General features: G+C 43.6%; 22 protein-coding genes. 17 read left to right on the top strand and 5 right to left on the bottom strand.

The genetic code is table 11. The features are described from left to right. Positions 1–39 precede the first annotated feature (39 nt). The gene (locus H6G83_RS29435) at positions 40–3,378 is read left to right on the top strand and encodes a PatA/PatG family cyanobactin maturation protease (RefSeq protein ID WP_190478709.1); all 3,339 of its coding nucleotides are present in this window, start codon (positions 40–42) and stop codon (positions 3,376–3,378) included. Positions 3,379–4,134: 756 nt separating this feature from the next. On the opposite strand, the gene H6G83_RS36465 is transcribed toward H6G83_RS29435, so the two are convergent. Further along, positions 4,135–4,284 carry a YgjP-like metallopeptidase domain-containing protein gene (locus H6G83_RS36465; RefSeq protein WP_190478751.1) on the bottom strand — a complete coding sequence of 50 codons (150 nt, stop codon included), beginning with the start codon at positions 4,282–4,284 and terminating at the stop codon, positions 4,135–4,137. A 441-nt stretch (positions 4,285–4,725) separates the two neighbouring features. On the opposite strand from H6G83_RS36465, the gene H6G83_RS29425 reads away from it, so the two are divergent. The 3 genes from H6G83_RS29425 to H6G83_RS29415 are packed head-to-tail and all read left to right on the top strand — an operon-like array spanning position 4,726 to position 8,388. Continuing rightward, a complete protein-coding gene (locus H6G83_RS29425; protein ID WP_190478707.1) occupies positions 4,726–5,469 on the top strand; it encodes a hypothetical protein in 744 nt (247 codons plus the stop codon). Beyond that, positions 5,432–6,610 (top strand): hypothetical protein, encoded by a 1,179-nt coding sequence (locus tag H6G83_RS29420; RefSeq protein ID WP_190478704.1) that lies wholly within the window; start codon positions 5,432–5,434, stop codon positions 6,608–6,610. Before H6G83_RS29425 ends, H6G83_RS29420 begins: the two co-directional genes overlap by 38 nt. After that, on the top strand, positions 6,574–8,388 hold the full coding sequence (locus H6G83_RS29415; RefSeq protein ID WP_190478702.1) for a hypothetical protein: 1,815 nt from the start codon (positions 6,574–6,576) through the stop codon (positions 8,386–8,388). Before H6G83_RS29420 ends, H6G83_RS29415 begins: the two co-directional genes overlap by 37 nt. Positions 8,389–8,432: 44 nt before the next feature. On the opposite strand, the gene H6G83_RS29410 is transcribed toward H6G83_RS29415, so the two are convergent. The 3 genes from H6G83_RS29410 to H6G83_RS29400 form a co-directional block, all read right to left on the bottom strand. Beyond that, positions 8,433–9,488 (bottom strand): hypothetical protein, encoded by a 1,056-nt coding sequence (locus H6G83_RS29410; RefSeq protein WP_190478755.1) that lies wholly within the window; start codon positions 9,486–9,488, stop codon positions 8,433–8,435. Positions 9,489–9,526: 38 nt separating this feature from the next. Beyond that, a complete protein-coding gene (locus tag H6G83_RS29405) occupies positions 9,527–10,282 on the bottom strand; it encodes a hypothetical protein (protein WP_190478701.1) in 756 nt (251 codons plus the stop codon). Between the two features lie 100 nt (positions 10,283–10,382). Then, positions 10,383–11,975: an OmpH family outer membrane protein gene (locus tag H6G83_RS29400; RefSeq protein ID WP_190478699.1), complete on the bottom strand. Its 1,593-nt coding sequence runs from the start codon at positions 11,973–11,975 to the stop codon at positions 10,383–10,385. A 237-nt stretch (positions 11,976–12,212) separates the two neighbouring features. Between H6G83_RS29400 and H6G83_RS29395 the strand changes: the two genes are divergently transcribed. The 7 genes from H6G83_RS29395 to H6G83_RS29365 all read left to right on the top strand — a co-directional run bounded on the left by H6G83_RS29395 (position 12,213) and on the right by H6G83_RS29365 (position 17,214). Next, positions 12,213–12,497: a helix-turn-helix domain-containing protein gene (locus H6G83_RS29395; protein WP_190478697.1), complete on the top strand. Its 285-nt coding sequence runs from the start codon at positions 12,213–12,215 to the stop codon at positions 12,495–12,497. A 101-nt stretch (positions 12,498–12,598) separates the two neighbouring features. Further along, the gene (locus H6G83_RS29390) at positions 12,599–13,288 is read left to right on the top strand and encodes a hypothetical protein (RefSeq protein ID WP_190478695.1); all 690 of its coding nucleotides are present in this window, start codon (positions 12,599–12,601) and stop codon (positions 13,286–13,288) included. 123 nt (positions 13,289–13,411) lie between these two features. After that, on the top strand, positions 13,412–13,996 hold the full coding sequence (locus H6G83_RS29385) for a hypothetical protein (protein ID WP_190478693.1): 585 nt from the start codon (positions 13,412–13,414) through the stop codon (positions 13,994–13,996). Between the two features lie 62 nt (positions 13,997–14,058). Next, positions 14,059–14,814 (top strand): hypothetical protein, encoded by a 756-nt coding sequence (locus H6G83_RS29380; protein ID WP_190478690.1) that lies wholly within the window; start codon positions 14,059–14,061, stop codon positions 14,812–14,814. 95 nt (positions 14,815–14,909) lie between these two features. Then, complete coding sequence (locus H6G83_RS29375) at positions 14,910–15,299, top strand: MerR family transcriptional regulator (RefSeq protein ID WP_190478688.1); 390 nt, start codon at positions 14,910–14,912, stop codon at positions 15,297–15,299. A 35-nt stretch (positions 15,300–15,334) separates the two neighbouring features. Further along, the gene (locus H6G83_RS29370) at positions 15,335–15,901 is read left to right on the top strand and encodes an RNA-guided endonuclease InsQ/TnpB family protein (protein WP_242044920.1); all 567 of its coding nucleotides are present in this window, start codon (positions 15,335–15,337) and stop codon (positions 15,899–15,901) included. A gap of 743 nt (positions 15,902–16,644) precedes the next feature. Then, on the top strand, positions 16,645–17,214 hold the full coding sequence (locus H6G83_RS29365; protein ID WP_313937346.1) for a reverse transcriptase N-terminal domain-containing protein: 570 nt from the start codon (positions 16,645–16,647) through the stop codon (positions 17,212–17,214). 17 nt (positions 17,215–17,231) lie between these two features. Here the strand turns inward: H6G83_RS29365 and H6G83_RS29360 are convergent, their stop codons facing one another. Then, positions 17,232–19,277 (bottom strand): recombinase family protein, encoded by a 2,046-nt coding sequence (locus tag H6G83_RS29360; RefSeq protein ID WP_190478686.1) that lies wholly within the window; start codon positions 19,275–19,277, stop codon positions 17,232–17,234. A gap of 374 nt (positions 19,278–19,651) precedes the next feature. Here H6G83_RS29360 and H6G83_RS29355 point away from each other — a divergent pair, with 374 nt between their 5' ends. The 6 genes from H6G83_RS29355 to H6G83_RS29330 all read left to right on the top strand — a co-directional run bounded on the left by H6G83_RS29355 (position 19,652) and on the right by H6G83_RS29330 (position 25,031). Further along, positions 19,652–20,995, top strand: coding sequence for a group II intron reverse transcriptase (locus H6G83_RS29355; protein WP_190478684.1), 1,344 nt, complete (start codon positions 19,652–19,654; stop codon positions 20,993–20,995). Between the two features lie 76 nt (positions 20,996–21,071). Next, positions 21,072–21,731, top strand: coding sequence for an RNA-guided endonuclease InsQ/TnpB family protein (locus tag H6G83_RS29350; RefSeq protein WP_242044925.1), 660 nt, complete (start codon positions 21,072–21,074; stop codon positions 21,729–21,731). A 25-nt stretch (positions 21,732–21,756) separates the two neighbouring features. Next, positions 21,757–22,023, top strand: coding sequence for a hypothetical protein (locus tag H6G83_RS29345; RefSeq protein ID WP_190478681.1), 267 nt, complete (start codon positions 21,757–21,759; stop codon positions 22,021–22,023). Positions 22,024–22,105: 82 nt separating this feature from the next. Then, entirely contained in the window at positions 22,106–22,420 is a 315-nt protein-coding gene (locus tag H6G83_RS29340; protein WP_242044919.1) for a hypothetical protein, read from the top strand. Positions 22,421–22,455: 35 nt separating this feature from the next. After that, positions 22,456–24,561, top strand: coding sequence for a type I restriction-modification system subunit M (locus H6G83_RS29335; RefSeq protein WP_190478679.1), 2,106 nt, complete (start codon positions 22,456–22,458; stop codon positions 24,559–24,561). Beyond that, positions 24,558–25,031 carry a restriction endonuclease subunit S gene (locus H6G83_RS29330; protein ID WP_190478677.1) on the top strand — a complete coding sequence of 158 codons (474 nt, stop codon included), beginning with the start codon at positions 24,558–24,560 and terminating at the stop codon, positions 25,029–25,031. The genes H6G83_RS29335 and H6G83_RS29330 overlap by 4 nt, the downstream gene beginning before the upstream one ends. The last annotated feature ends 93 nt before the right edge of the window (positions 25,032–25,124 follow it).

The raw sequence follows: 25,124 nt of genomic DNA, 5'->3' as shown, positions 1-25,124 counted from the left end.
GATAAAAGGCATTTTCTTTTCACCTTAAATAAAAGTATTATGTTAAGTTCTGAAAATTTAGAAGTAAAGAAATTAGCGATTGCTACATCGATGGTGGAAGCTCCAGAGTTAAATTTACTAGAACCCGATTGGAACCAAGTAGCCGTTAGTCTATCTCGCTTTGCTTACCAACGCCAACACGAAGGCGTAATGATACTAGAGTCACCTCTATCTAAATTCCGAGTTACGCTATTAAACTGGCAGGCTAGTGCTTTGATTGCCTGTCTAGCTCAACCCCAACCTGTAGCAGCACTGAATATCTTTCCAGATTTATCACCTGAAATTATTCAGCAGTTTGTGCATCTATTATGGACTACGAACTTCTTAACAATCTCACCCGAATCACTTTTACTGCAACTATGGGATTTTCACAATCTCCTATTCCACAGTCGCAGTCGCCTCGGTCGTCACGATTATCCAACTGATGGCATTGAGCAGTTTATTGACAAGCTGCCCCAATTTCCGGTAGTGAAACCACCAATGAGCGACAAAATTGTACCCCTTCCCCGTCCTAATTTAGAGATTGTCATGCAGAGAGATCGCACCTTAACGGAAGCAATAGAAATGCGGCAATCCGTTCGGGAATACGACGAAACCCATCCCATCACTTTAGAACAACTGAGCGAGTTGCTCTATCGCAGCGCCCGCATCAAAGACACATACACATTAGACGAGAAATTTGACGAAGTTGAATTTAATCTGGGGGAACTGAGCCTTCGTCCCTATCCCAGTGGTGGTGGGATGTATGAATTAGAAATATATCCTATAGTACGTCATTGTGAAGGGTTGGAAATCGGCTTATATCATTACGACCCTCTCAATCACCAGCTAGAGCAACTTATAGATCACAGTGGCGACAAATTGGCCTTGATTACTGATGCCCATCAAGCTAGCGGCGAACAAGGAATACCCCAAGTTTTACTGGTCATCACTGCCCGCTTTGGGCGACTTTTTTGGAAATACCGCTCTCTAGCCTATGCCCTAGTACTCAAACACGTCGGTGTACTCTACCAAAACCTGTATTTAGTGGCAACAAATATGAGGCTTGCCCCTTGTGGATTGGGAGCAGGGAACAGTGAGCGCTTCGCCCAAGTCACTGGTCTTGACTACATCGAAGAATCCTCTGTTGGGGAGTTTATTCTTGGTTCACTCCCTCGCCAAGATGCCCTGAATGCAATTACCACTTCGGAGCTTACGGATACCGTTTTCGCTCCTGCTATGATTGTTAGACCTGCAACTATGTCTTCTAGCGCTGCAGTAACTAGCTCTCAAAAAACCCCCACTGCACTACATCCCCACGACTTGGACGAACGCATTCCCGGTCTTACCAACCTCCGCAATCAAACCCTGGGTGATCCACGCATCACGATTGTGATTCTTGATGGTAATCCCGACCACGAACTGGTTTGCTTCCAAGGGGGTAACATTTCCAAGGTCTTCCCTTACTGGCATCAGACCCCAGAACCAATTTCCCCAACAGCTTATGCCACCTACCGAAATATTAATAACAGTGACTTTAAGACTGAAGAAAAAGAAGAAAAACTCAAAGCCACTTTCCCCGAAGCAATTCTCAATCGTATTCCTGGCGACCACCACGCCACCCATATCACTAGTACCATTGCCGGACAGGAAAACACCCCATCTCCAGGTATTGCCCCCAATTGCCGCGTCATTAATATCCCTCTCAGCACCACAGGTGACAACGATGAATTTATCTCTATTCTCAACTTAACTCGCGCCTTTGAGCTTGCCTTGGAATTAGGCGCAAACATCATCCATTGTGCAGCCTGTCGCCCTACCCAAACAGGAGAAGTCCAGGATTTACTAGCTCGTGCAGTTAAAAAATGCCAGGACAACAATATTTTAATTGTAGCTCCAGCAGGCAACAACAAAGGCGAGTGTTGGTGCATTCCAGCAGTATTACCGGGAACCTTAGCTGTAGGTGCCATCAAGGATGAAGGGAAACCATTTAAATTTAGTAATTGGGGTGGCAACTACCAAATAGAAGGCATTATGGCTCCCGGTGAAAATATCCTGGGCGCTCAACCTGGTACCGAAGAACCCAAACGCAACAAAGGTACTAGTTGTGCAGCTCCGGTAATGACGGGTATTTGTGCGTTGCTGATGAGCTTGCAACTGCAACAAGGTCAGCCAATTGATGCCGAAGCTATCCGCACTGCCCTGCTGAATACAGCGATTCCTTGTAACCCAGAGGAAGTAGAAGAACCGGAACGCTGTCTGAGGGGTTTTGTGAATCTACCAGGGGTGATAAATTTGCTATTTGGGCAAGCTTCTGAGACTATTTCCCTAGCAAGCGGTTGCATTACCCAAGTTGAAAATGTTGGTAATAGAGTAGGATTGTTCTCAGAGAGTTTTCAGCCTCAACACTTTAGTGCTGAAGAAGTAATGGCTCAATCCTTCACAGTAACGCCATCAACAGCATCAATGATCCCTGCTTCTCCTTTTACACTAACTGGCGTTACTCCTAGTAGAGATCACTCCGATCATGTTTACGCTCTTGGCAGCCTTGGTTACGATTTTGGCAGCGAAGCTCGTCGTGATTCCTTCAAACAACTCATGCCACCTGTGGATGATGGCAGAGGTATTCTGGTTCCTGCCAATCCCTACGATATCCGTCAAATAGTGAATTACTTAGATCGAAACCCGAATGAAGGACGCTCTTTAATTTGGACTTTGAATATGGAGCAAAGACCGATTTATGCCCTCGAACCCAAAGAACCTTTTGCTGCCGAAATTTATGAAATGTTACTGTTGATGCTAAACGGACAAATTGAACCGCTAGACAGCGACGAATTTGTCGAGCGAGTCAGCATTCCCGCCCAACGTACTAATCGCACAGTCGAACTATTTTCCGGGCAAGTTGTACCGATTATTACCATCACTAACGTGCGTGGTATGTATGGTTGGAAAGTTAATTCCTTAGTAAATGCTGCGCTGGCAATAGTAACAGAACTGACAGGGGAAATAGAAGAAAATATGCGTCGCTCCCTCACTAACTTCTTGAATCGGGTTTATTACGACCTCCATAATTTGGGGCAAACTTCACGTGATCGTGCCTTAAACTTTGCAGCTACTAATATTTTTCAAGCCGTTTCGAGTTTTGCTAAAGCGATCTCCTCCGGGCGGCAATTAGATTCGCTCAAAGTTGAGAAAAGTGTTTTTTGCCGATTAAATAGTGACTGCTGGGATGTGAAACTCAAGTTCTTCGATCCAGAAAACAGCCATCGTGCTTATAAGGTTTTTCTATTTACGATCGATGTGTCAGATCGAATTCCTGTGACACTTGGATCAGTTAAGAGTTGGTCAGTACCCAAGTAAAAGAGTTAGCGATCTATTGACAACAGATGACCATCAGCCTACCGAAGATACAATCGCGGGAGCAACGCGATTTTTTGAAGTTGGGCAAAAACAAGTGACAATGCTGTACCCTAAAGTCAGGCGATGCCTGCGGCAGGCTACGCCTACGCACTCAACATAGCTTTCAGTAAAATGTATAAAAGCGCCAGGCTCTAGCCTTACCTCTTTAGCCGATCACATAACTCAACCGACCATTTCAAAATTTTGGACAGATGCAAAAATCTACTCCCCCACCGGATACCGCCGCATCATTTCCGTTAATGCCACCGCTTCACCATCCGGCGTATACACGACCTCACCCGACATCGCAATCACAATCCTCTCCTTCCTAGCCCACTCAAACCACGCGATCGCACCCGACTTAGCCTGCTGCACCTCCGGCTTCCTCCCTTCTTTGCAAGCAGATACAAACACAGCTTCCGGTGATTTGACCCCCTTCCAAGTCCGTACTGCCTCTTTGAGATAGGCGATCGCACCCGGCACATTCGCCCAATACCGCCTAACTGTACGCTGAATCTCCCCGTTTAGCCGGAACTGAGGGGTACAGGGGATTTCGGGTAGCTGCTGTAATACCTCCTAAACCTCTTGCTGACTGGGCTGTACTGATTTATCTTGTAGCTCAGGCAGCGATCGCTCCAACCGAGAGCAACCCAATCCTCTTTCACCTCCGCGCCTCCCACGATTCCAGTTGCCCTTTCCGCATCCTCCAGTCCGGCATCACGCATGAAACATCCCAGAACCATCACCATGATTGCGGTGCAGCAAGTGGACAAGCTCATGGGATACCACGGGCGGTAATACAGACACAGGCGCGGCGGCTGGCTGTGGGTTGAAGTTGAAGCGAGTCTTACCATGATGAGAGTAAATTCCTCAAGTGAGCTTTCGGGGTCGCTTGACTGTTTATGTTTTGATTCCTAACTCAAAGTATTGGCATTAATTAATACTTCGGGTATTCTTTAGTTTAAGCAGCCATCTAAAAAGCTAATTTTACACTTGAGAATCTGCCGAAAATCTACTTCCACGGGATGGACAAATCCTTTAACGCGGGTATGAGCGGTTTCAATACCTCTCACTCCGAATCACTTAGGTCGCGCTTGGTAAGGTTTGCGTTGGGGATCGGCTATCTCTGACAGACTTGTCATTTTTAATACAGTTATCTAACTGGTTCTAGCTTAAAGTCCATTCCTACTCACCTAGAAGTCTTTTAGATTTTCTTTACGAATCAGTTCAAAGACAGTGAATCAGCATAGAGTATAATTTTACTACACTAACTTTTAAGTGAAAAATTAGCATATCAGTCCATAAGTTGTGGAATTAAATGGTAAAGAGCCTCAAGCTGACTTAGAAAATAATATACCTCCAACTACCCCAGGACACTGGACAGCTACCCGTAGAGAAATACAATCCTGGCTACACGAACAAGCTCCCTCTCTAGCAGAACTCTATGAAAGTTCAGTCTGTTTAATTTTTGAAATCAGTATTCCTGGTAGAGTTAGGCTGATTAGTCACTGTGTTCGGGAAATTTGTAATCAATTAGTTGAAGTTAAAGTGGGAAAAAAAGATGGTGGAAGATTTAGTTATGTAGAGAGAATGGAGCAATTGGCTAAAATATGGAAAGAACAAGGTCTTTCTATAGATGGGGTATTTCCAGAATCTGGAATAAATTCTCATGCTGATTTACCTTCTTCTTCTCCAGACATAAGCATAACTCGCCCTGTGTTTATTGAAATTGCAAACTTAATTAAGGATCATGTAAAAACCAGTGACGAAATTAATCACAGAGTAGAGCTTTTTTTTAAGAAATGTGTTCCTGAAAATCAATTATCTCAATACTCATTACTTCCTTTAGTTAACCAGTGGAAGAATCTGACAAAATGGTTTGTGGGAAAAGCCTATGACAACGGGACAGTGGAGGCAAACTATAATGAGCAAAGTCTCCTTTATCACTTTCAATTATTTGAGCAGGTTATGAGTACACTGGCTCAAAGTTTTTATAAAACTACAGATGAAATCGATGACATCCTGGAAGAAGCCAACTCCTCAACAGATTGACAAAGCGATAGCAAAGCTCATTCATCCTCAGCAGCGCAATTATTTTTTCAACCATCTGCAAAATCCAGAGTGGATTGAGCCATTAAAAAACAAAGGTTTTTTTCAAAATCCTCCGTCAATTGTTGAGGATAGGATTCTAGGCACTATAACGTTCCCAATGTGGGCTGAGTCTCGCTATCTAGCACAGATGGCTAAACACAAGTCAAAAGAAGTTCTAAAAATTGCACTTAAAATAGAAAGTGATAATCCTCGTGTTTATGAAGATTTTGTTGATGCTGCACTTCAGATGCCTTCACAAGAAGCAGTGCAACTGGTTAAGAAAGTAAAAACATGGATAGAAAAAACATACTCATCATCTCCACTTCCAAAGAAAGTTGCTGCTCTTATAGTACATCTTGCTAAGGGAGGTCACTTTAAAAAAGCTTTAGACCTGGCTCGAAGCTTATTTGAAGTTATGCCAGATTCTAATTTTTTCAATGAACAAAAAGCTGAAAATAGAGTTTATATTCTCTCACCTAAACCACAAATCCGCTTTGACAATTGGAACTATGAACGAATTATTAAAAAATGTGTGGCAGAATTAGTAAAAGTAGCAAAAAACGACAAAATTGATGTTTTGATAATGTTGAATTTTCTGCTACTTGATGCTATTAATTATTCCCAATCTGATGGAAAACGCGAACAACGAGAAACCAGCTTACCTATCTGGGAAGATGGCTCACATTACTGGCTGTATGATATTGAGGAATCTGATGAAAATTACTCTCATTTAGAAGTTAGGAAAATTTTAATAACAGCAGTAAAGGATACAGCAGAGCAAATTTTAGAAGAAGATAATACTAAAATAAGAGATATTGTTTCGCTATTAGAAGAACGCCGTTGGCGAGTTTTTCATCGCATTGCCCTTTACTTAATTCGTAAGTATCAAAATGTAGACTACAATTTGCTTATTGAAAAGTTGGCTGATCATAACCGTTTTACAAATAGTAATACTTACGAAGATTATGAGTATGTACACTTACTCAAAGATAATTTTGCTCAACTTCCTGTAGAGAAACAAGAGCAGATTCTAGGTTGGATAGAAAACCCACAAATTGACTACTCTTGGCTAGAAGACCAAGAAAAAAAGCTGAATGGATGAGACGCTGGCAGTTGAAAAAATTGACAGTAATAAAAGATAGTCTTTCGACACATTGGCAAGAACGCTATAACCAGTTAGTTAATGAGTTTGGTGATATTGAAATTTCTGATGTTTCTCCTAAAAGACTTGGTATTGCTATATCTGTAGGTTTAGTAAGTCCAAAATCTGACTTGGAATTGGAATCTCTGAGTATTGAAGAGTTAGTTGACTTTCTGAAAACTTGGCAGCCAAACTCTACAAATTATTGGGAATTTGACGAACCCTCGCGCTCAGGACTAGGAGATGCTCTGGCAAGAATAGCTGAAAAAAATCCTCAGCGTTATGCACAAGCAGCTTCTCAATTTCAAGGCCTACACCCAACATATCTGTCGCATCTGCTTAGGGGTTTGCGTCAAGCCTTAAATAATCACTCACAACAGGGACAAATAGAAGAGTTTAATTGGACATCGGTTCTAAGTCTTTGCAACTGGATAGCTGAGAAATCTGAAGAATTGAACGAAAACCAAGCATTTTATGATGAACCTAACAACAATTGGCTTGAACCTTGCCGAACAGTGGTAGATTTAATTGGAGTTGTATTGAGAGTTAATGCAATAGCAATTCCCTTTGATTTTCGTAATCAGGTTTGGGACATCCTCAGACTTTTAACTCAACATCCAGACCCAACCCCAGAAAGAGAAATGGGCTACCATAGCTCAAATCATGATTATAGTAATCTGGCAATTAATACCGTTCGAGGGGAAGCAATGCACACAGTTGTGCGCTATGCTCTTTGGGTTCGTCGCCACTTTGAACAACTACCTGAGAGTGCAGAGCAGTTGCAGCGAGGTTTTGATGAAATGCCAGAAGTCCGACAGGTACTTGATGAGCATCTCAACTTAGAGCAAGAGCCTTCGTTGGCAATCCGCTCAGTATATGGTCAGTGGTTTCCTTGGCTGGTTTTACTAGATCCGCTTTGGGCAAATCAAAGCGTAGCAAAAATTTTTACACAAGATGAAAGTTACGGTAATTTACGACTTGTAGCTTGGGAAAGTTACATTACTTATTGCGACACCTATAATAATATTTTTGATTTACTATATGAGGAATATAGCTATAGAGTTGAACAGTTAAATTCCACCGAGATTGAAGAACAACGACTAACAGTTATTAATGAAAATCTTATTGAACACTTGATGACTTTCTACTGGCGTGGAAAATTGAATTTGGATGATGCAGGAGGATTACTAACAAGATTTTTTGAGTTAGCTTCTGATCAATTGCGTGGTTATGGTATTGAATTTGTAGGTAGAAGCCTTAAGAACACACAGAATGAGGTCGATCCACAAATTCTTAGTACACTGCAATTGCTTTGGGAAAAGCGTCTTGAAATAGCTCGTAATTCTACTGGAATTAGTTCTTACGCCACTGAACTTACTGCTTTTGGCTGGTGGTTTGGATCTGGGAAGCTAGATGACTTTTGGTCACTGACACAACTCAAGGAGATTATTGATTTAGTTGGGAAAGTAGAGCCTGATTTCCTGATACTTGACCGTCTAGTTTTACTTGCTGATTCAATGCCAGAATTAACAGCCGAATGTTTTGAACTAATGATTAAAAAAGACAAACCTGGGTGGAGTAGGTATGGCTGGCAGAATGAAACTAAGACTATTCTTAGTAAATTGATTAAAAGTAGCAGTGTCAAAGCCAAACAAATTGCTGACAATATTATCCAAGAGTTGGGTAGACGCGGAAATTGGGAATATAGGGAGTTACTTCCAGAACGAAGAAGTAAATAATTTACACAACTTTGAGTCTTAACTGAACCGTATTGATTTATAACCTACTCCCCCATCGGAAACCTCCGCATCATCTCCGCCAGTGCCACAGCCTCACCTTCCGGCGCATACACAACCTCACCCGACATCGCAATCACAATCCTGTTTTTCCTCGCCCACTCAAACCACGCGATCGCACCCGAATTAGCCTGTTGCGTCTCCGGCTTCCTCTCCTCCTTACAAGCAGCCACAAACACAGCTTCCGGTGACTTAACACCTTTCCAAGTTCGCAGTGCATCCTTGAGATACGCGATCGCACCCGGCACATTCGCCCAATACCGCTTGACCGTGCGCTGAATCTCCCCATTTAACCGAAACTGAGGGGTACAAGGAATCTCCCGTAACTGCTGCAATAACTCCTGCACTTCCTCTTGACTGGGCTGTACTGATTTATCTTGTGGGTCAGTGTAATTATCATCACTAGAGTCTTCATTACAAAAATTGGACGCAACCGGGGCGGCGGAAGAATGGCCTTCATGATGGTCTATCTCGTTAGTCGAGTCATCTTGTTCTGGTTCATCAACGTAGTGAGTAATCTGGGGTAACTCTGGTTCTGGGGCTTGGCTCGACTCTTCCTGGTCACACTCCAAATTCTCGTTTTCCACTTCCTCACTTTTAGGAGGCTCAACAGCAGTGTGTTGTTGTGGTTTTGAAGCTTCTGGTTGGTTTCTGTGGTGTTGTTCTGCATTGAATCCCGAACGTTCAGTTTTGCACTTGCGATATCCTAATAACCCATTGAGTACATTAAAGTTTAATTTATACTGCCAAGTCCTATCCTGTCCGTTACCCGGATTTTTCTGCTTCTCGATAATCCCCATTTCTTCAAGCCGAGCGATCGCAGCCCGAATCACATGAAGGCTATGCTCACCCATTAAATCAGCGTAGATTCGCTTAAGAGGCTGGTAAATCCAGGGAGTACGGTGGTTCTTGAGCTTCCACTTTGTCCAGTGCCGAAAATACTCAATCAGCTTGGCGGCGCAGTAATTACCAGTGATGTCAAGGTACTCCCGGCGCAGAATGACCAGGACAGAGAATTTCTCAGTAGATGCAATGCTGCTCATATCTCACCTTTCATATATGTTTGCAGAAATTGGTAAATCTAAAACGGCACATCTTCATCTGGCGCTTGTGACCAGAACTGCCTCAAAATCTCTTGTTTGGCTAACTGAACTTCTCGTTTCTGTTCGGGGGATACTTCACCCACTAACTGGGCTACCTCATCCGTCTGCTTCCGCTTCATCTGCTCAGTACTGATGGCGGGTAGTGCCACTGGTTCAGCTTGACCCTGCTGGGAGGGGCGGAAATTGCGGCGACGGAACATAAACCTGAAGTGACGTTGATCTTGTGGAGGTAGCGATCGCCAAACCTCAGCATCCCAACCTGGGGGCATAAAATCAGATGACGGGGGTAACAGGGTTTGTACTTGGGCTTGTAACTGTGTGAAATTTTGTTGTAAATCCTGAATTTGTTGCTGTAACTGAGGAATTAGCTTCACTGATTCTTTAGCAATAGCTTCGCATTGCAGAAAGTATTTGCGGATCTGTCTGCCTTGTTCACTCTTAGACAACATCCCCATTTCTTTAAAGCATTCGATAGTCAAATAAATCTTTTCGACTGGTCTACCTGCTTTTGAATTTTCCTCAGAAGTGAGGAAAACTTCATGTGGTAAAGGTTCTGGCGATTCATCAGCAGGTTGTACGAAATAATCGAAATTTCGTTCAAAGTAACCAACGAGCATTCGCTTGGCATTATCCTTTCGGCTATACCCCAGCACTGACCAAGCCCAATCAAAATCTATAATCTGGTTGCTGTTGTGCAACTTCTGAGCAAGTTCGAGTGTAAATTCTAATGTCATAAAATTCCCGTGGTAATGGTGTAAATTTGACGCATGAAAATATCAGCAGCATTTAAGCCATGCTGCATTTGCTCTGCGGACTATCTAGTAGTTGTTAGCCCTACAACAGTCGCAACTCTTTTTTGAAATATCGGTCTGTCTTTTTCGGGCGGTCTTTCCAATGCTCCCAAGCCACCCAAACTTCATCACCCAGGTCTTCTATAACTTCACCTCTGGTGTTGTATAAAGCACTGTAAATATCAGCATGGGCTACGATAGAACCGACCCCTATAATTTTGGGTTGTGCGTCTTTCTCTAAGGCGGTGATTAGCTCTACCTCTTGTGGGGTTAACTGGGCTAAGTAATCCTGTTCGATAACCTCGTACTCTCTTGCTACATCCAAATAGTCCGGCCAACTACACCCAGGTTTGGCAAGCACAGCCCGAATATCGCTCACAGCCTGGGGTATGAGTTGTAGCTGTTCGGCACGGTATGCGATCGCGCTTTTGTTTGGCTCAGTCCCCAGGATTAAGGCCGCAGCTTGCAAGGCTTGGGTATTGTTCATGGCCGTCGCCAGATTACCGAGTGCAATACCCATCAAGCGTAAGCATTCCTGGGCGTTCTCTTTAGGTGGTTCCTGGGCTAGCGATCGCAGGTCAATTGTCTGGTCGAGCGATCGCATGACTTCCTTGTTCAACGCCTTAGCAGCTTGCTTAGTAAGAGTATTTCCCCACTGCTGGGAAGGTCTTTCTTGTACCGCGTTTTCTAGCTCCTGATTACGTTGTTTTAATTGCTCGTTCTCGTCCCCCAACTTTCTAAGAGCTTCCATTTCGTCCAGGCGTTGCTGCATCTGTATGATCTGCTCTTTCTGCTGTTGGTATAGTTGTTGCCATGACGAGAGTTGTTCCTGCATCTGCTGTTCAGCTTTGGCTGTGGCTTCAGACTGTAGACCAATCCTCAATTCCTGTTCTAGTCGCTCAATTTTTTGCTGATACTGTTGTTCGATTGCGGCGATCGCTTCGGCATACTCTTTGGGGTAAGTTCTTTGAGTAGGGTATGGAACACTTGGGGCATCTAAATCAGCATTATTAACCAGTTCCCTGCTACCATCAGCAAAAGTTACAATCTGCTGCCAGTAGTTCGGGGGGTCTGCCTCGATTGTCCCCGATTCTCCATGTCTGGGGTGATCTGCTGACGTAACCGTAACTCTGGCAGGTTGGGGAACCAATGGTTCGGAGTTTTTGGGAACCAATGGTTCCTGAGTTGGGGCTTTTATACGTGGGCGTGGAGTTCGTGGAACCACTTTCTGAGCGGCCGCCGCAAAATCCGATTGATTGGGTGAGGGGTTTTCTCTAATTGCGATCGCTACAGCTTCCCTTAGTTTGTCTGGTTCCTTGACAAGCCGGAGTAGGGGACGGGCTTGGCGTTCGTTTTTGATGTGTTCACCTAGTTCACCAACTGTATCGATGACCTTCTTAGCTCCCAAGAGTTGGGTGATTCTCCGATAGCCTCCCCAAGCGGATAACTCACGCTGACAATATTCCTTAAAATCAGCATAACCAGCTTCAAGGTAAAGTTGTTTGTCGCGCATTTGCATAACTTCGCTCACAGCCTGCCACTCGAAACGGTCGAGAGAGGTGAAAGTCTCTTGAATGCTGGCGTTGAGAAGGCTGTAGCTGGGTGCTGATGTTGTTTCGGGGTCTAGTGTCAGCATGGCATTACCTGTATGTGCTGCTTACAAGGCAAAGAACTGGTGAATGCAAAAGAAAACTGCTGTACTATCAGAAATCACCTCTTTAGTTGACATAGTAATTTGGCGGCTGGAATACTCATTCCACCGACAAATTCTTGTATAACTAAGCTGGTTGGTTGAACTCACAGTACAAAATTATCTTGCCACATGACAACTGAAAGTGCAAATATAAAATTAAAAAAGACAAAGGAGGTAATTATGGTTCCCTTGGACTGGGTGGTGATGCTGGCGTGGAATAAAGAATGTGGAAATAACCTGAGATTATTGCGTGGCAAGAAGTCTAGGCGGGAAATAGCTGATGCGCTCTTAAAGGCGCAGGTTGAATGCTCGCAAGAATACATCAGAAAACTCGAAAATGGGGAAGCTGCGTCTGTTTCCACAAAGATTATTACAGCAATCGCCAAAACGCTTGATGTAGAACTAATTGAGATTATGACGGAGTTGCGTGTTGAAGTTACAAAAAATCTTTGTACTCCTAGTTGATATTTGTACTCTGAGTTGTTATTATAGATATATGAAAAAAAGACGACCGCCCCAGCCTACGAAACTTGTGCGATCGCCTTTCCCTTTACAGGATCTATATTATGACTCAATTAATTAGCGCACAGCAACCGTCAAAAAGCTTCAACCACCCCCCAATAGATGAACAAGCCGCAGCACAGGCAGAGCTATACAAGCACCTCGAAACCCAAGCCCAAGCTGTAGCACCAGAAGAACCCAGAGTGGTTGATATATCCTTTTACGACAAGGAATATTACGTTGGAAGCAAGCTAATCGCCACTGTTACGCATGATGACAACGATTTTGTTACCCAGCGCTGGGTAGTGATGGTGAACGGCACAGAAGTACATCGCGCAGCCACCCCAATGTTATGCCACCGATACATCTGCATACATTATAAGGATGGGTCATTACCAGTAGAAGGGGAAGAAACCCCAACCGCTACCACTGGTAATGAAATCATGGTACAGATTTTCGATGCTTGTGAGCAACACGGACTGGAATTGCTAGAGGATGGGATTTACCAAGGCGACGAGAAACTAGGCGAGGCTGGTTGCACTAACGGTAATTGGTGGTTTACCCGCACAGATGATGTTACCCAACAGCAAATCTTTTGTAACTCAGCCTCAGATGCCGTGTGGTTGGTTTCAAGAGCAGAGTTACCGGAGAGTGCAGACCTTCTCAATGAATACTTGCAATACCACCCACTTGAACAAATGCCACCCGTGGAATTGAAGCATCTGCTTGATAGCGCAGAACTATTGACAGCGTAAACCAGGGTAAAGGTTAAAGGGGAAAGGTTAAAGGTACAAATCTTCATTCCCTTCCCCTTTACCCTTTCCCCCTTCCCCCTTCCCCCTTCCTCACAAACATCTCTTCATTCAAAAATTACAACAATGGAACCCGTGATATCAATTCCCCAACACTGGAGACATCCCCTTTATGCCTTTGGTCAGCGTACCGAATACGGCGTAATAATAGGCATGAAATACTACGCCCCAGATACTTATCTTGGCAGTGAGTACGGAGCAGGCTGGCGTTATGTCATGCTCCCAGACAAGAATCAGGAAGACGAAGAACACCGAGTAGAGAACGAGATCAGACTACTCACCTCAGAGGAATTAAAAACACAACTTCAGGAAGAAATACATTACTACTCACGTCAACTTGAACATTTAAACACTGAACTGAGCGCAATCCCTGTAACTGTAACTATAGCGGCGGCTGAATCTACTGTCCAGAACGAAGCACCCACCCAGCCGCAAAAGAAATCTTGGGATTCTCCACCCACTCTACAGTCATTTATTGATGCTGCACAGTTAATCCTCAGAGAGATTGCTAAACACCCTGATTATCAAGCACTTGACTATCAACCAGATTTAACTTTAGGTGATGCTCAAACTGCACTGGATTATCTGCAATCAGGGTTAGAAGAGAACCAAAAATTTGACATTACCTCAAACATCTTCCCTGAAGACTAAACACACCAATCACCCTAATTCACACCCATACAACCACTTCACGCAACAAGTAACTCACAATCATGGAAACCATCAAAATCAACAACAGCGTTTTCTTAATCCCTCCCAGCCAACCCAAACTGCAAGCCAACTGTGCCAAGGAGTACGGGCAATTTCTGCTCGACTGTCCACCGAAGCTAACAATCTTAGAGGCACAGCAAGGCGGATACCTCAAAGGTAACAAAGCGGATTTTGCGATCGCTATCTCTCGTCCAGACCGTTTACTCACCATTAACGAGAACTTCATCAACGAAGCATTTACCGAACTGTGGGTGATTCCCGTTACAGGCGAACTCAAAGACCAGTTTAAAGGGCCAGCGTCCATGCTGTTGAGTTTTCTAATGCACCGCCGCAGTAAAGACAGTTTCGCCGGACTGTACAACCACTTCGCCCATCGTGCATTTCAGCAATGGTGCGAGGAAGGAATGCCCGGAGATCCCAAAGAGTTTTGCTATGAGGCGATCGCTAGTGTACTCAAAAACTACGTTTTCTGTGCTGAGTTTCAGAAAGTAGACGGTGCGCTAGGTACGTACTGGTTTATTCAGTGGTCGTACCGTAACCCACAGTCTGACTTTGAGAAAGATGCACTGGAAGCAGCAGAGATGATCCGTAGCGGTGCGGAGTCAGGGGCGACATTGCATTGGGTCACAAACGAAACTTACGAGCGATGGGCATTGAATGCAGAAGTTCGACCTGCACTAACGGGAGTATCCGAAGCAGAGGCACGGGCATCGTTACAGCCGCAGAATCAGCCAGTTGTACCTACTAGAAGACGGTAGTTAAAGACCTGTAGAGGCGATTCACCCTTGGGTCGCCTCTACAAAATATTAATCCTATTTTGATTCTGATTTTGATGAGTTTTTGAGGTTTATCAATGTACAGAAGATGGACTGAAGCAGAATTAATAACTTTAGAACAAATGGCTGAAACATATACAGTCAAACAAATAGCTTTCCGGCTCAAAAGAAGGGGCTATTATCGTAGTGAGTTAGCTATTACTTATAAACTTTATACTTTGGGTTACTCAACAAGACCCACCCTTGATAATTACAGTTGTCGTGAAATTGCTAAAAACCTTTGTTTACATCCAACGACTATTACTAAATGGGTGAGACAGGGTTGGCTTAAAGCTAAAAAGCGCTCTATTCATTGTTATCAGGTCAGAAGTAAGGATCTAAAACGGTTCTTTCAGAATCCACCTGCGTCAATCAGAAAGCGGATTGCTGCGATAGATCCGCAAGTTATTAGTTATTTGGTGGGTTAGTCAGTATTCAAACTTAAAGTAGAGGAATTGTCTCAATGAGATTAACCTACCAGTACCGTTTACGTCTGACCAAAAAACAAATAGCCACATTTGAACACTGGATTGAATTGTGCCGTCGCCAGTATAATTACAGGTTAGCAGAACGCTTTAACTGGTGGGAAGAAAACCGTTGTGACGTTGACCGATGCTCTATAGTTTGTTGCAGTATTGCACCATTGAAAGACAGACCCAATCGTTGGTCACAACAAAAGGATTTAGCAAACACTAAAGCGCTATTTCCTGAGTATAAGGAATTAGTTTCTCATACATTACAACACGTAATTACTAGAGTAGATAAAACTTTTGACCGTTGGTTAAAAGGTGACAGTAACGGGAAAAAATCTGGTCGTCCCAGGTTCAAAGGAAAAGGGCGTTACCGTTCTCTAACATTTCCTGACCCCATCAAACCAGAACACATACAGGGTAAGTTTATTCAACTGCCCAAAATCGGCAAGGTGAAAATGATTTTGCACCGTCCTATTCCTGACGGCTTCAAAATCAAAACCGCCACAATTACTTATAAAGCTGACGGTTGGTATATCGGTGCGATTCGTTCAGTCTAAACCCGAAAGGGGGGACGGCTGGCTTTGGTTGAGTAACCCAATTCCGGGTAGAGTTCGCACTTTAATCCTCAACCAATGACAACTCACTATCCATGTAGGTTAGGACATCTAGCCGAGCTAACAAGCAAAGAAAGCTAGAGAAATTGGGGAAAGAATTTAAACTCCAATTTAAATTATAACCCAACCCAGAATACACCAAGCCCTACTGTCCCGGTGCGGGATTAAAAGCACACAAACTACCAGACGGCTGGTAGCCCCTACATTCGAGACTGACTATCAACGATGTAAAGCGGGGGTGAAAGCAGGAATAGATGGTAATAGCTGAAAGCATCTACTGCAAGCAGGAATCTATGGGTAGAAAAGGCAAAGTGTCGCTTAACCATCGTCACCAATCCGCCAAGGGATATAAGCTTGTAGACTTTTGTCTACCTCTTGGGTCGGAAACAGCCGACAAAGGTAGGGACTATCAGGATTTGATGACCGTGATAGCGCACCACCCAAAACCTCGGTGGACAGACACGCCCTAAAGATTCAACCAATGGATAGCGGGAACGAAGTAACCCCTTTGTATGCTCCCGACCTTAACGGGTAAGCGTCAAACCATAAGCAACAAAGGGGTGGGATGGTTCAAGAAGCAAAAGCCCAACCCGATATAACGGGTAACGCCTGAAAAGGGATGGTGTAATTACCGGGATAAGCAGACGTGAACCGCAGTGTGGGAAAAGCTAAAGGAGCTAGTAGTAGTGGAAAAGCCTAATTCAGATTTAGAAATAAAGACTGAGGGATGGAAACAAATCAACTGGGCGAAAGCCGAGAGATATGTTTTTAAGTTACAAAAACGCATTTATGCTGCTTCCCGCCGTGGTGATGTCAAGCGAATCCGCCAACTCCAAAAGACGCTGATGAGGTCGTGGTCTAATAGGATACTTGCGGTACGACGGGTTACAGTCGAAAACCAAGGTAAAAAGACGGCTGGTGTAGACGGTGTTAAATCACTATCTCCTGACGCACGTCTTAAACTTGCAGGGCAACTTAGGATAACTGGTAAATCCATGCCCACACGTCGGGTGTGGATTCCTAAGCCAGGAAGAGACGAGAACCGCCCATTAGGAATACCCACAATGTACGACCGCGCACTACAAGCTGTAGTAAAAGCTGCACTTGAGCCAGAATGGGAAGCGGTTTTCGAGCCTAATTCCTATGGTTTTAGACCCGGAAGGTCTTGCCACGATGCGATAAAGCAGATTAAAAACTGCATCCACAGCAAGGCAAAATTTGTCCTTGATGCGGACATAGCGAAATGTTTTGATTAGACATCTTGATACTCCTATCAAAAACGCAAGTTGTAGACAAGTCCAGCTTTGAGTTTTTGGAATTGCTCAAGCGTCCCAGGCACATCAGGGAAAAGATAAAGCCCTGTTGCCTCGTCTTTGCTAATAGCGATCGCGCCCTTATGAATGCGATCATAAATCCAGTATGGTGGAACTGACAAAGCTGTAGCAACTTGGGGAATTGTCAGATAACCAGAAATGCGGCGAGGATGAGACTGGCTACGATTGTGAAAAATGTGATGTTTGAGCCGCAAAGTTTTGACCGTACTAGGCAACAGAGTTTTGCACAGTGGTGAGCGATAACCAAGTTGAGTCAGGGTCAGAGCAATAGTTTGGTCGTCAATACCTTGTTGGCTCATAGCGATGATGCGATTTTCTAATTCAGTCGCTCCCGTCATTTCAGCAAATGAACCAACTGGAATAGTCAGTGAAACAGTAGTAGAGTCACCACCTTTCCAAATAATCCGAGTCCGAACTGTATCACGGACAACACGATGAATAACGACCTTATCAATAAGACAGCGTAGCAGAGATTTTTTTTGGACTTGTGTCAAGCTACCACTGTGCCAAAGTTCAGGGAGCTTTTGCCCAATGGCAATGAAAGCCGTTTTGAGTTCTTTTGGGATCTGGTCTACCGTTTGAGGCTGCTGATGTTTAGCATAGTAATCTTGAGCGAGCTTTAATTCGCGTAAAGCGTTTTCCCAACGAAGTTCAAGTTCCGCAGCAACCAATCGGTTATCTGGGTCAACTTGATTAAATTGTCTTTCGGCTAGTGCTACTTGATACTGCAAACGCTGTATTTGTTGAGAATGCGCCCGTTCCACTGTTTCTTGAGACTGCTGTTGGGTTTTGATAGCTTTGTGATAAGCATCTAGCTCTACAGATGACAGAGCTTCAAAAAAAGCATGGACTACGTACTCATCAATTACATCAGCAGGAATATATTGACAAACAGATACGCGATACTGCTGCCGCAAATAGTTACAAATATAGCGGGTTGCGCCTTTGTACTGGACAACCATCTTGTGGCCACATTCGCCACAGTAAACTATCCCATGCAATAATGCTGCACCAGGGCGAGGGATACCACGAGTTTTATTACGGTCATACTCAGCATAGTTGTCCATAAGCTGTGCCTGATTATGCTCGTAGGTTTGCCAACTGATGTAAGCCGGATATATGTCATTGACTCGGATTTTCCATTCTGCCATTGGCAACTGCTTTTGTTGTGGTTGATTTGAAACCAAACCACGTTTAAGAGTACGTGTACGTCCATAGACAAACGCACCAGCGTAGGCAGGGTTTTTCAGGATGGAGATGATACAAGCCATGCTCGGCTTACGCCAGACAATATCGCCGAATCGATTCCTTCTTGGAAGCAGCAACCCTTCACCGTTGAACGTTTCCAAGACTTTGGACGCTGACTTGCGTTGTCCAAAAATCTCAAACACTAAGTTAATTCGGTCAATCACTTCACGATTTGGGTGCTTGCTTACCACTCCCAGTTCATTGCGAACCAAACCCACGGGTAAGGTCAGTGCCAGTTCACCACGCTGGGCTTTGCTCAGAATCCCGGCATTTAAGCGGGAACGAATCGTATGCAACTCTACTTCGGAAATTTGTCCTTTGAGTCCCAGCAACAATCGACCATTAGCACTACTTGGATCATAAACCCCATCTCTGTCGGCAATTAAACAACTTCTGTAACCGCATAAGTCCAGTAGGGGATACCAGTCTGAGCAATTACGTGACAGGCGAGTAACATCATAAGAGAGGATAATTCCTACTAATCCCAGGGTTACTTGGGCTAACAATTCTTTAAAGCCTGGTCGTTGCTCTGCACTTGCGGCGGTAATTCCTAAATCACTGTCAATTACTTCAATGTTATTATCCGACCAGCCCAGTTCTATAGCTCGTTGGCGCAGAGCGTATTGCAGACGCAGGCTCTCCTGGTTGCTGATTAATTGATGCGGGGTAGACTGACGAATGTAGATTATCGCTTTGCGGTTCAGGTGTTGAAGTGTTACTAGTTCTGAGGTACTCATAAATTACCTCCTGGAAGACCGTTTGCAGTTCGCCTGTGATTACTTCTTGGAGTGCCGGGGTGAGGCGTTCCCAGATTTCACGGGGTGGGATTGACATAAAACCTCACATTGTTTAACTAATGTGACCAACTCAGTCACACTCTCTAATGTGAGCTTAGTACATAAATACTGCTTTGGGAGAGCTAATTGGGTTGCAGATATTGGAATGCGTAAGTGCATATGACCTTGATAGGCTACTACCACATGACCCTCACCACTTGGCGGGTTTGATATACATATCACTGCAAACCTTCGCCCAAATAGTGGGTGCATCACATCAGTTACTTCGATTTCAGTTAAGTCTGCTGATGGGTTATTGAGATGGGTATTAAGTAATGGTTTCGTTTGACCGCATCAACCATGATGCACTGCTTCAAAAGCTCAACATCAAAGGAAAAGCCAGACAACAAATTAAGGCTTGGCTAAAATCTGGTGTTATAGATTCTGGAGCATTTACAGCTACATCTGAGGGTACACCGCAGGGTGGGGTTCTCTCACCACTACTTGCAAACATAGCCCTCCACGGCATGGAAACACGGATAAAACAAGAGTTCCCAGAAATGACTCATACAATGCGGGAAACTTGGTTTCACCAAAAGGGAACCGAATTCAAAACCCCTAACCTCATCCGCTATGCAGATGATTTCGTGATACTCCATGAAAACTCCGCCGTTGTCCAAAGATGTCGAGAAATAATCTCGGATTGGTTAGCTGGCATAGGACTCGAATTGAAACTTGAAAAAACCCGTCTAACTCACACATTTAAACCAGAATTAAGTGAGGATGGGAAAGCTGGATTCGACTTTTTAGGACATCATATCCAGCAACATCCAGCCGGGAAATACCGAAGCAATACAAATGCCCAAGGTACTATATTAGGTTTCAATACCCTTATCACCCCATCTGCGAAGGCAAGTAAGGTTCACCAAGAGGAGGTAAGAAGAATCATCACAAAACACAGGTCTTCGACACAAGCGGCACTAATTAAAGACCTTAACCCTATAATAAGGGGATGGACTTCATATTATTCCCACTCCGACGCTCAAACGGTCGGAGAATTAGCGAAACAAGACCACCTCACATACCTGAAACTTCGACGATGGGCAAAACGCCGATGTGGAAACATAAATGATGGTCACATCAAATACTGGACAACCATAGGCGATAATAACTGGGTATTCGCAACCAGGGAAGGAGAAGCGAACCCCCTTCGGTTACTTTCACATAAAGAAATTAGTTGTAGTAGCACCGACTATGTGAAAGTTAAAGGCGATAAAAGCCCATACGATGGCGACCTAGTATACTGGAGTACAAGACTGGGGACACACCCTGAGATGCCTAATCGTAAGGCTAAGTTCTTAAAACAGCAAAAGGGTAAATGTCCTTGGTGTGGATTAAGCTTTTTTGACTGGGATGTTTTAGAAGAAGACCACATTATCCCCACAGCTATGGGCGGGAAGGATGAATACAAAAACCTTCAACTATTACATCGACACTGCCATGACAAAAAGACCGCAATTGACCTGAAGGAAATTCGGAAGAAAGACCACTCTAAATCCCTAGAAAAACTTTCTCAATTCTGGGAAAAATTTGATTGGGAATGGATAGATGATATCCCTTTTTTCAACGGGTTAAAGGTTAGGAAGTCCGAGATGACAAATGGACAACACACTGAGTAGCCGTGTGCGGTGAAAGTCGCACGCACGGTTTCGGATGGGAGGGGTGATGCAGTAATGCACACCTCGACCCTACCGTCTGAGCCTAGAGGATAAGACTGTCCCCAGCCTAAAAACCGATGTCACGCCCACCCCGGATAACACTCTCGGCGTTGACATGGGGCTGAAATCATTCTTGGTGACAAGTGACAATCAAACGGTAAAAATCCCTCAGTATTACCGTCAAGCAGAAAGGCGTTTAAAGCGGTTGCAGCGTCAATTGTCGCGTAAGAAAAAGGGATCAAATCGTCGTAAGAAATCTATTAAACGTGTTGCTAAAGCTCATTTAAAAGTTGCAAATCAGCGCAAAGATTTTCATTATAAAACTGCAATATGGTTATTACATCAATCCCAAGTCATTGCACATGAAAACTTAAACATCAAAGGACTGGCTAAATCCATGCTTGCCAAGTCCATAACTGATGCTGGTTGGGGTCAATTCCTACAGATACTAAACGCCAAGGCTGCAAGTGCTGGGTATTTGGTTGTGGCGGTTAATCCCAACGGTACAAGTCAAGAATGTTCTGATTGTGGCGCGACAGTACCCAAGGTGCTTGCTGACCGATGGCACAGTTGTCAATGTGGTGCTAGTTACGACCGTGACCACAATGCAGCGCGAAATATAAAATATAGGGCGGCGGGGCATCCCGTCCTTCTTCAAAGCTCAGTTAATGTCCGAGGGGTTGCCAGGAGTCGCTGAGAAGCCCCCGCCGTCCTAGAGGGCGGTGCGGGGAGTATGTCACATTCAGACTGTGGAGGATGTCTGTCGTCTGGCGGGGGATGAGGATGTTGATGCGTGGAGGGGTGCGATCGCTCAATATCTAGTGCAAGTCAAAGATGAGATTTCCCTGGTAAAACTGCAACGCAAGTTGAAGATGCCGATGGTGGAGGTGTGGCTGGGGTTGCTGCTTGGTGGGTTTGCGTTAGAACAGCGTGGGGAGTTTTATGACAACGACAAAATTTGGGTAAGGGGGGATAATTCTGGAGTTTGACCCGCAGAAATGATATTGTCAAGGTGGCTAGCAAGGTAAATGACCCAAAAGCTTTTAGTAGTAGGCTTTTGTTGACCTAGAGATGAGCAATACGGGCAAGGGTAGGAAACTAGCATCCTTTAACTGCGACCAAAAGATGTGGCAGCAGTTTATCGCTCGTTGCCAATCTCAGGGAACTACTGCTACAGCCACGTTGACTCGTTTTATCCAAATGTACCTTGACGGCTCCCTCGATAACCTTGATGCAGTTGCTGATCATGATTTGGATAACAACGGGCTGGACACTAGGATAAGAGCGATCGCCAAAATTGAGAATTATTTCAACAGCCAGCCGAAGAAACGTAATAGTTTTTGCCAGAGAAACACCCTACCCCTTATAATTCAAAAGTTCACCTAGAACATATAATTTAGCCATCTGAAGAATCTAAAGCCTTGACACCAGAAGAACTAAAACGACTTGAAGATAACCTTTGGCAGAGTGCGGATACCCTACGGGCAAACTCAGACCTGAAATCTAGTGAGTATTCTACGCCCGTAATGGGGTTAATTTTTCTCAAGTTCGCTGATAATAAATATCGTCAGTATGAGGCTGAGATTTTACAAGAGTATAAAGCACTTAAAGGGACTCGCAGAGAGAAAGACATAGCAGAAATTGCCATTGAGAAGTGTGGGTTTTATCTTCCAGACCATGCCCGTTATGACTATTTGCTGAATCTACCGGAAGAGGAAGATATTGCCAAGGCTATCAAAGCGGCGATGGTGTCCATTGAATCATATAAGCCAGAACTTAAGGACACATTGCCCAAGGATGAGTATTTGCGGCTAACTCGCACAGATAAAGGTATTCCCAAGCAACTGTTAAAAAATTTCTCGAATATTCCTGAAAATGCCACTGGGGATATATTCGGGCAGATTTATGAGTATTTTCTAGGTAACTTTGCTCTCTCAGAAGGGCAAGGAGGCGGTGAGTTTTTTACACCGCGTTCTGTGGTGCGGTTGATGGTAGAAATTATTGAACCTCGTCAGGGAACGGTATTTGATCCTACTTGTGGTTCTGGGGGAATGTTTGTACAGACGGCTCAATTTATTCAGGAACAACAGCAAGCACAAAACCAAAACTTAAATCAGGGTGTTGTTGATGATTTGTTTGTCTATGGGCAAGAAAAGACCCTGGAAACTGTAAAACTGGCGAAAATGAACATTACAGTTAACGGGTTAAGGGGAGAGGTAAAGCAAGCAAATACATATTATGAAAACCTGTTTAATAGCTTTGGGAAGTTTGATTATGTTCTAGCTAACCCGCCTTTTAATGTGGATGATGTGAATCTCAAACAGGTCGAGAGTGATCCACGATTTAACACCTATGGTATCCCCCGCAATAAAACAAAAGTTAAAAAGCAAGATGAGGGGAAACAAACAGTACCAAATGCCAATTACCTATGGATTAGTTTATTTGCAACATCATTAAAACCTAATGGTAGGGCGGCGTTAGTAATGGCTAACTCAGCTTCTGATGCGCGTCACTCGGAAGCGGAAATTCGCCAAAAGCTAATTGAGGAGAATTTGATTTATGGGATGCTGACCCTACCATCAAATATGTTTTACACGGTGACGCTACCTGCGACATTGTGGTTTTTTGACAAGGGCAAGACGGATGATAAGTTTCTGTTTATTGATGCCCGAAATATTTTTGTTCAGGTTGATAGGTCACATAGAGCATTTTCAGCAGAACAAGTTAGTAATATTGCAGTTATTAGCCATTTACGCCAGGGTAAACGACATCGGTTGATTAAGCTGATTAATCACTATTTTGAGCAAGGAATGACGAAGTTAAAAGAAAATCAAGCACAGGTAAAGCCTGTTTCTCAGCAATTAATGGCGGTGTTGAATGATGGCGAAAATGATATAAAAGCTAGGGAAGCTACTGTTAATTTCCTCAGTTTATGGGATGAGGTGACAGATTTAGAAATTCAGTATCAAGGTTATTTAGATAAATATAATTCTCCAGAAATAAATATTGATACTCAAAATCAAGCACAGCAAGAACTGAGTGCAGCATTTAAACCATTTTTTGATAATTTTCACATTGAATTAAAGCAGCTTGATAAGACTGTCCGCGCTCATGAAGCGGCGTTAAATGAGAAAGCAAAGGAAGCAGGGGAAAAGAAACGGGGACAGATTGATAAACAAATTAAGGAACTCAAACGCACTTTAGAAACACTGCATGAAGAAGTAAAATCAGCAGAATTATTTTTTACTCATGTTCGCTGGTTACAGGAACGTTTTCCTAATGCAGAATATGAGGATGTGACAGGGTTGTGTAAGTTGGCGACTCTGGAGGAAGTGAAAGAACAAGACTATTCGCTCAATCCTGGGCGGTATGTGGGGGTAGTGATTGAGGAAGATGGGAAGACGGAAAAGGAGTTTATTGAGGAGATTTTAAGTTTAAATGAGGAGTTGGAAAAATTAAATCAAGAGGTACATTTGTTAGAAGGTATTATTGCTCACAATTTGCGTGAAATAGCGGAGGATTTATGAGTGATTATTTAAAGCAATTTCAGAAATTAGATGAAGTGGGAGCTATTGCGAGAGGGAAATCAAAACACCGCCCAAGGAATGATCCATTTTTATATGGTGGAAAATATCCATTTATTCAGACTGGAGATGTAAAACATAGCAATCTTTACATAACTGAGTATTCCCAAACATATAATGAAAAAGGATTATCACAAAGTAAATTATGGCCAGTAGGTACATTATGTATAACAATTGCAGCTAATATAGCTGATACTGCGATATTAAAATTTCCTGCGTGCTTTCCTGATAGTATTATCGGATTTATACCTTATAAAAATAAAGCTGAAGTTCGATTTATAAAATATTGTTTAGATACGTATAAGATTCAAATTCAGGCAATTTCGCAAGGCACAACACAGGACAATTTGAGCGTAGAAAAACTTTTATCGCTTAAATTTAGGATTCCATTACCGGGACTTAAACAAAACTAGAGAGCAAAAAGGGGTATAATGTTTAACTAGCATAGGTTTCACGTTAAAAAAAGCTCATGAAAGAAACCACCCCCGCAGCCATGCCTCCATGTT

It is taken from the genome of Anabaena azotica FACHB-119 (assembly GCF_014697625.1).
GTDB lineage: Bacteria > Cyanobacteriota > Cyanobacteriia > Cyanobacteriales > Nostocaceae > Trichormus > Trichormus azoticus_A.
The sequence above is the reverse complement of the archived record's forward strand: the minus strand, read 5'-3'. Positions and strand labels throughout refer to the sequence as shown.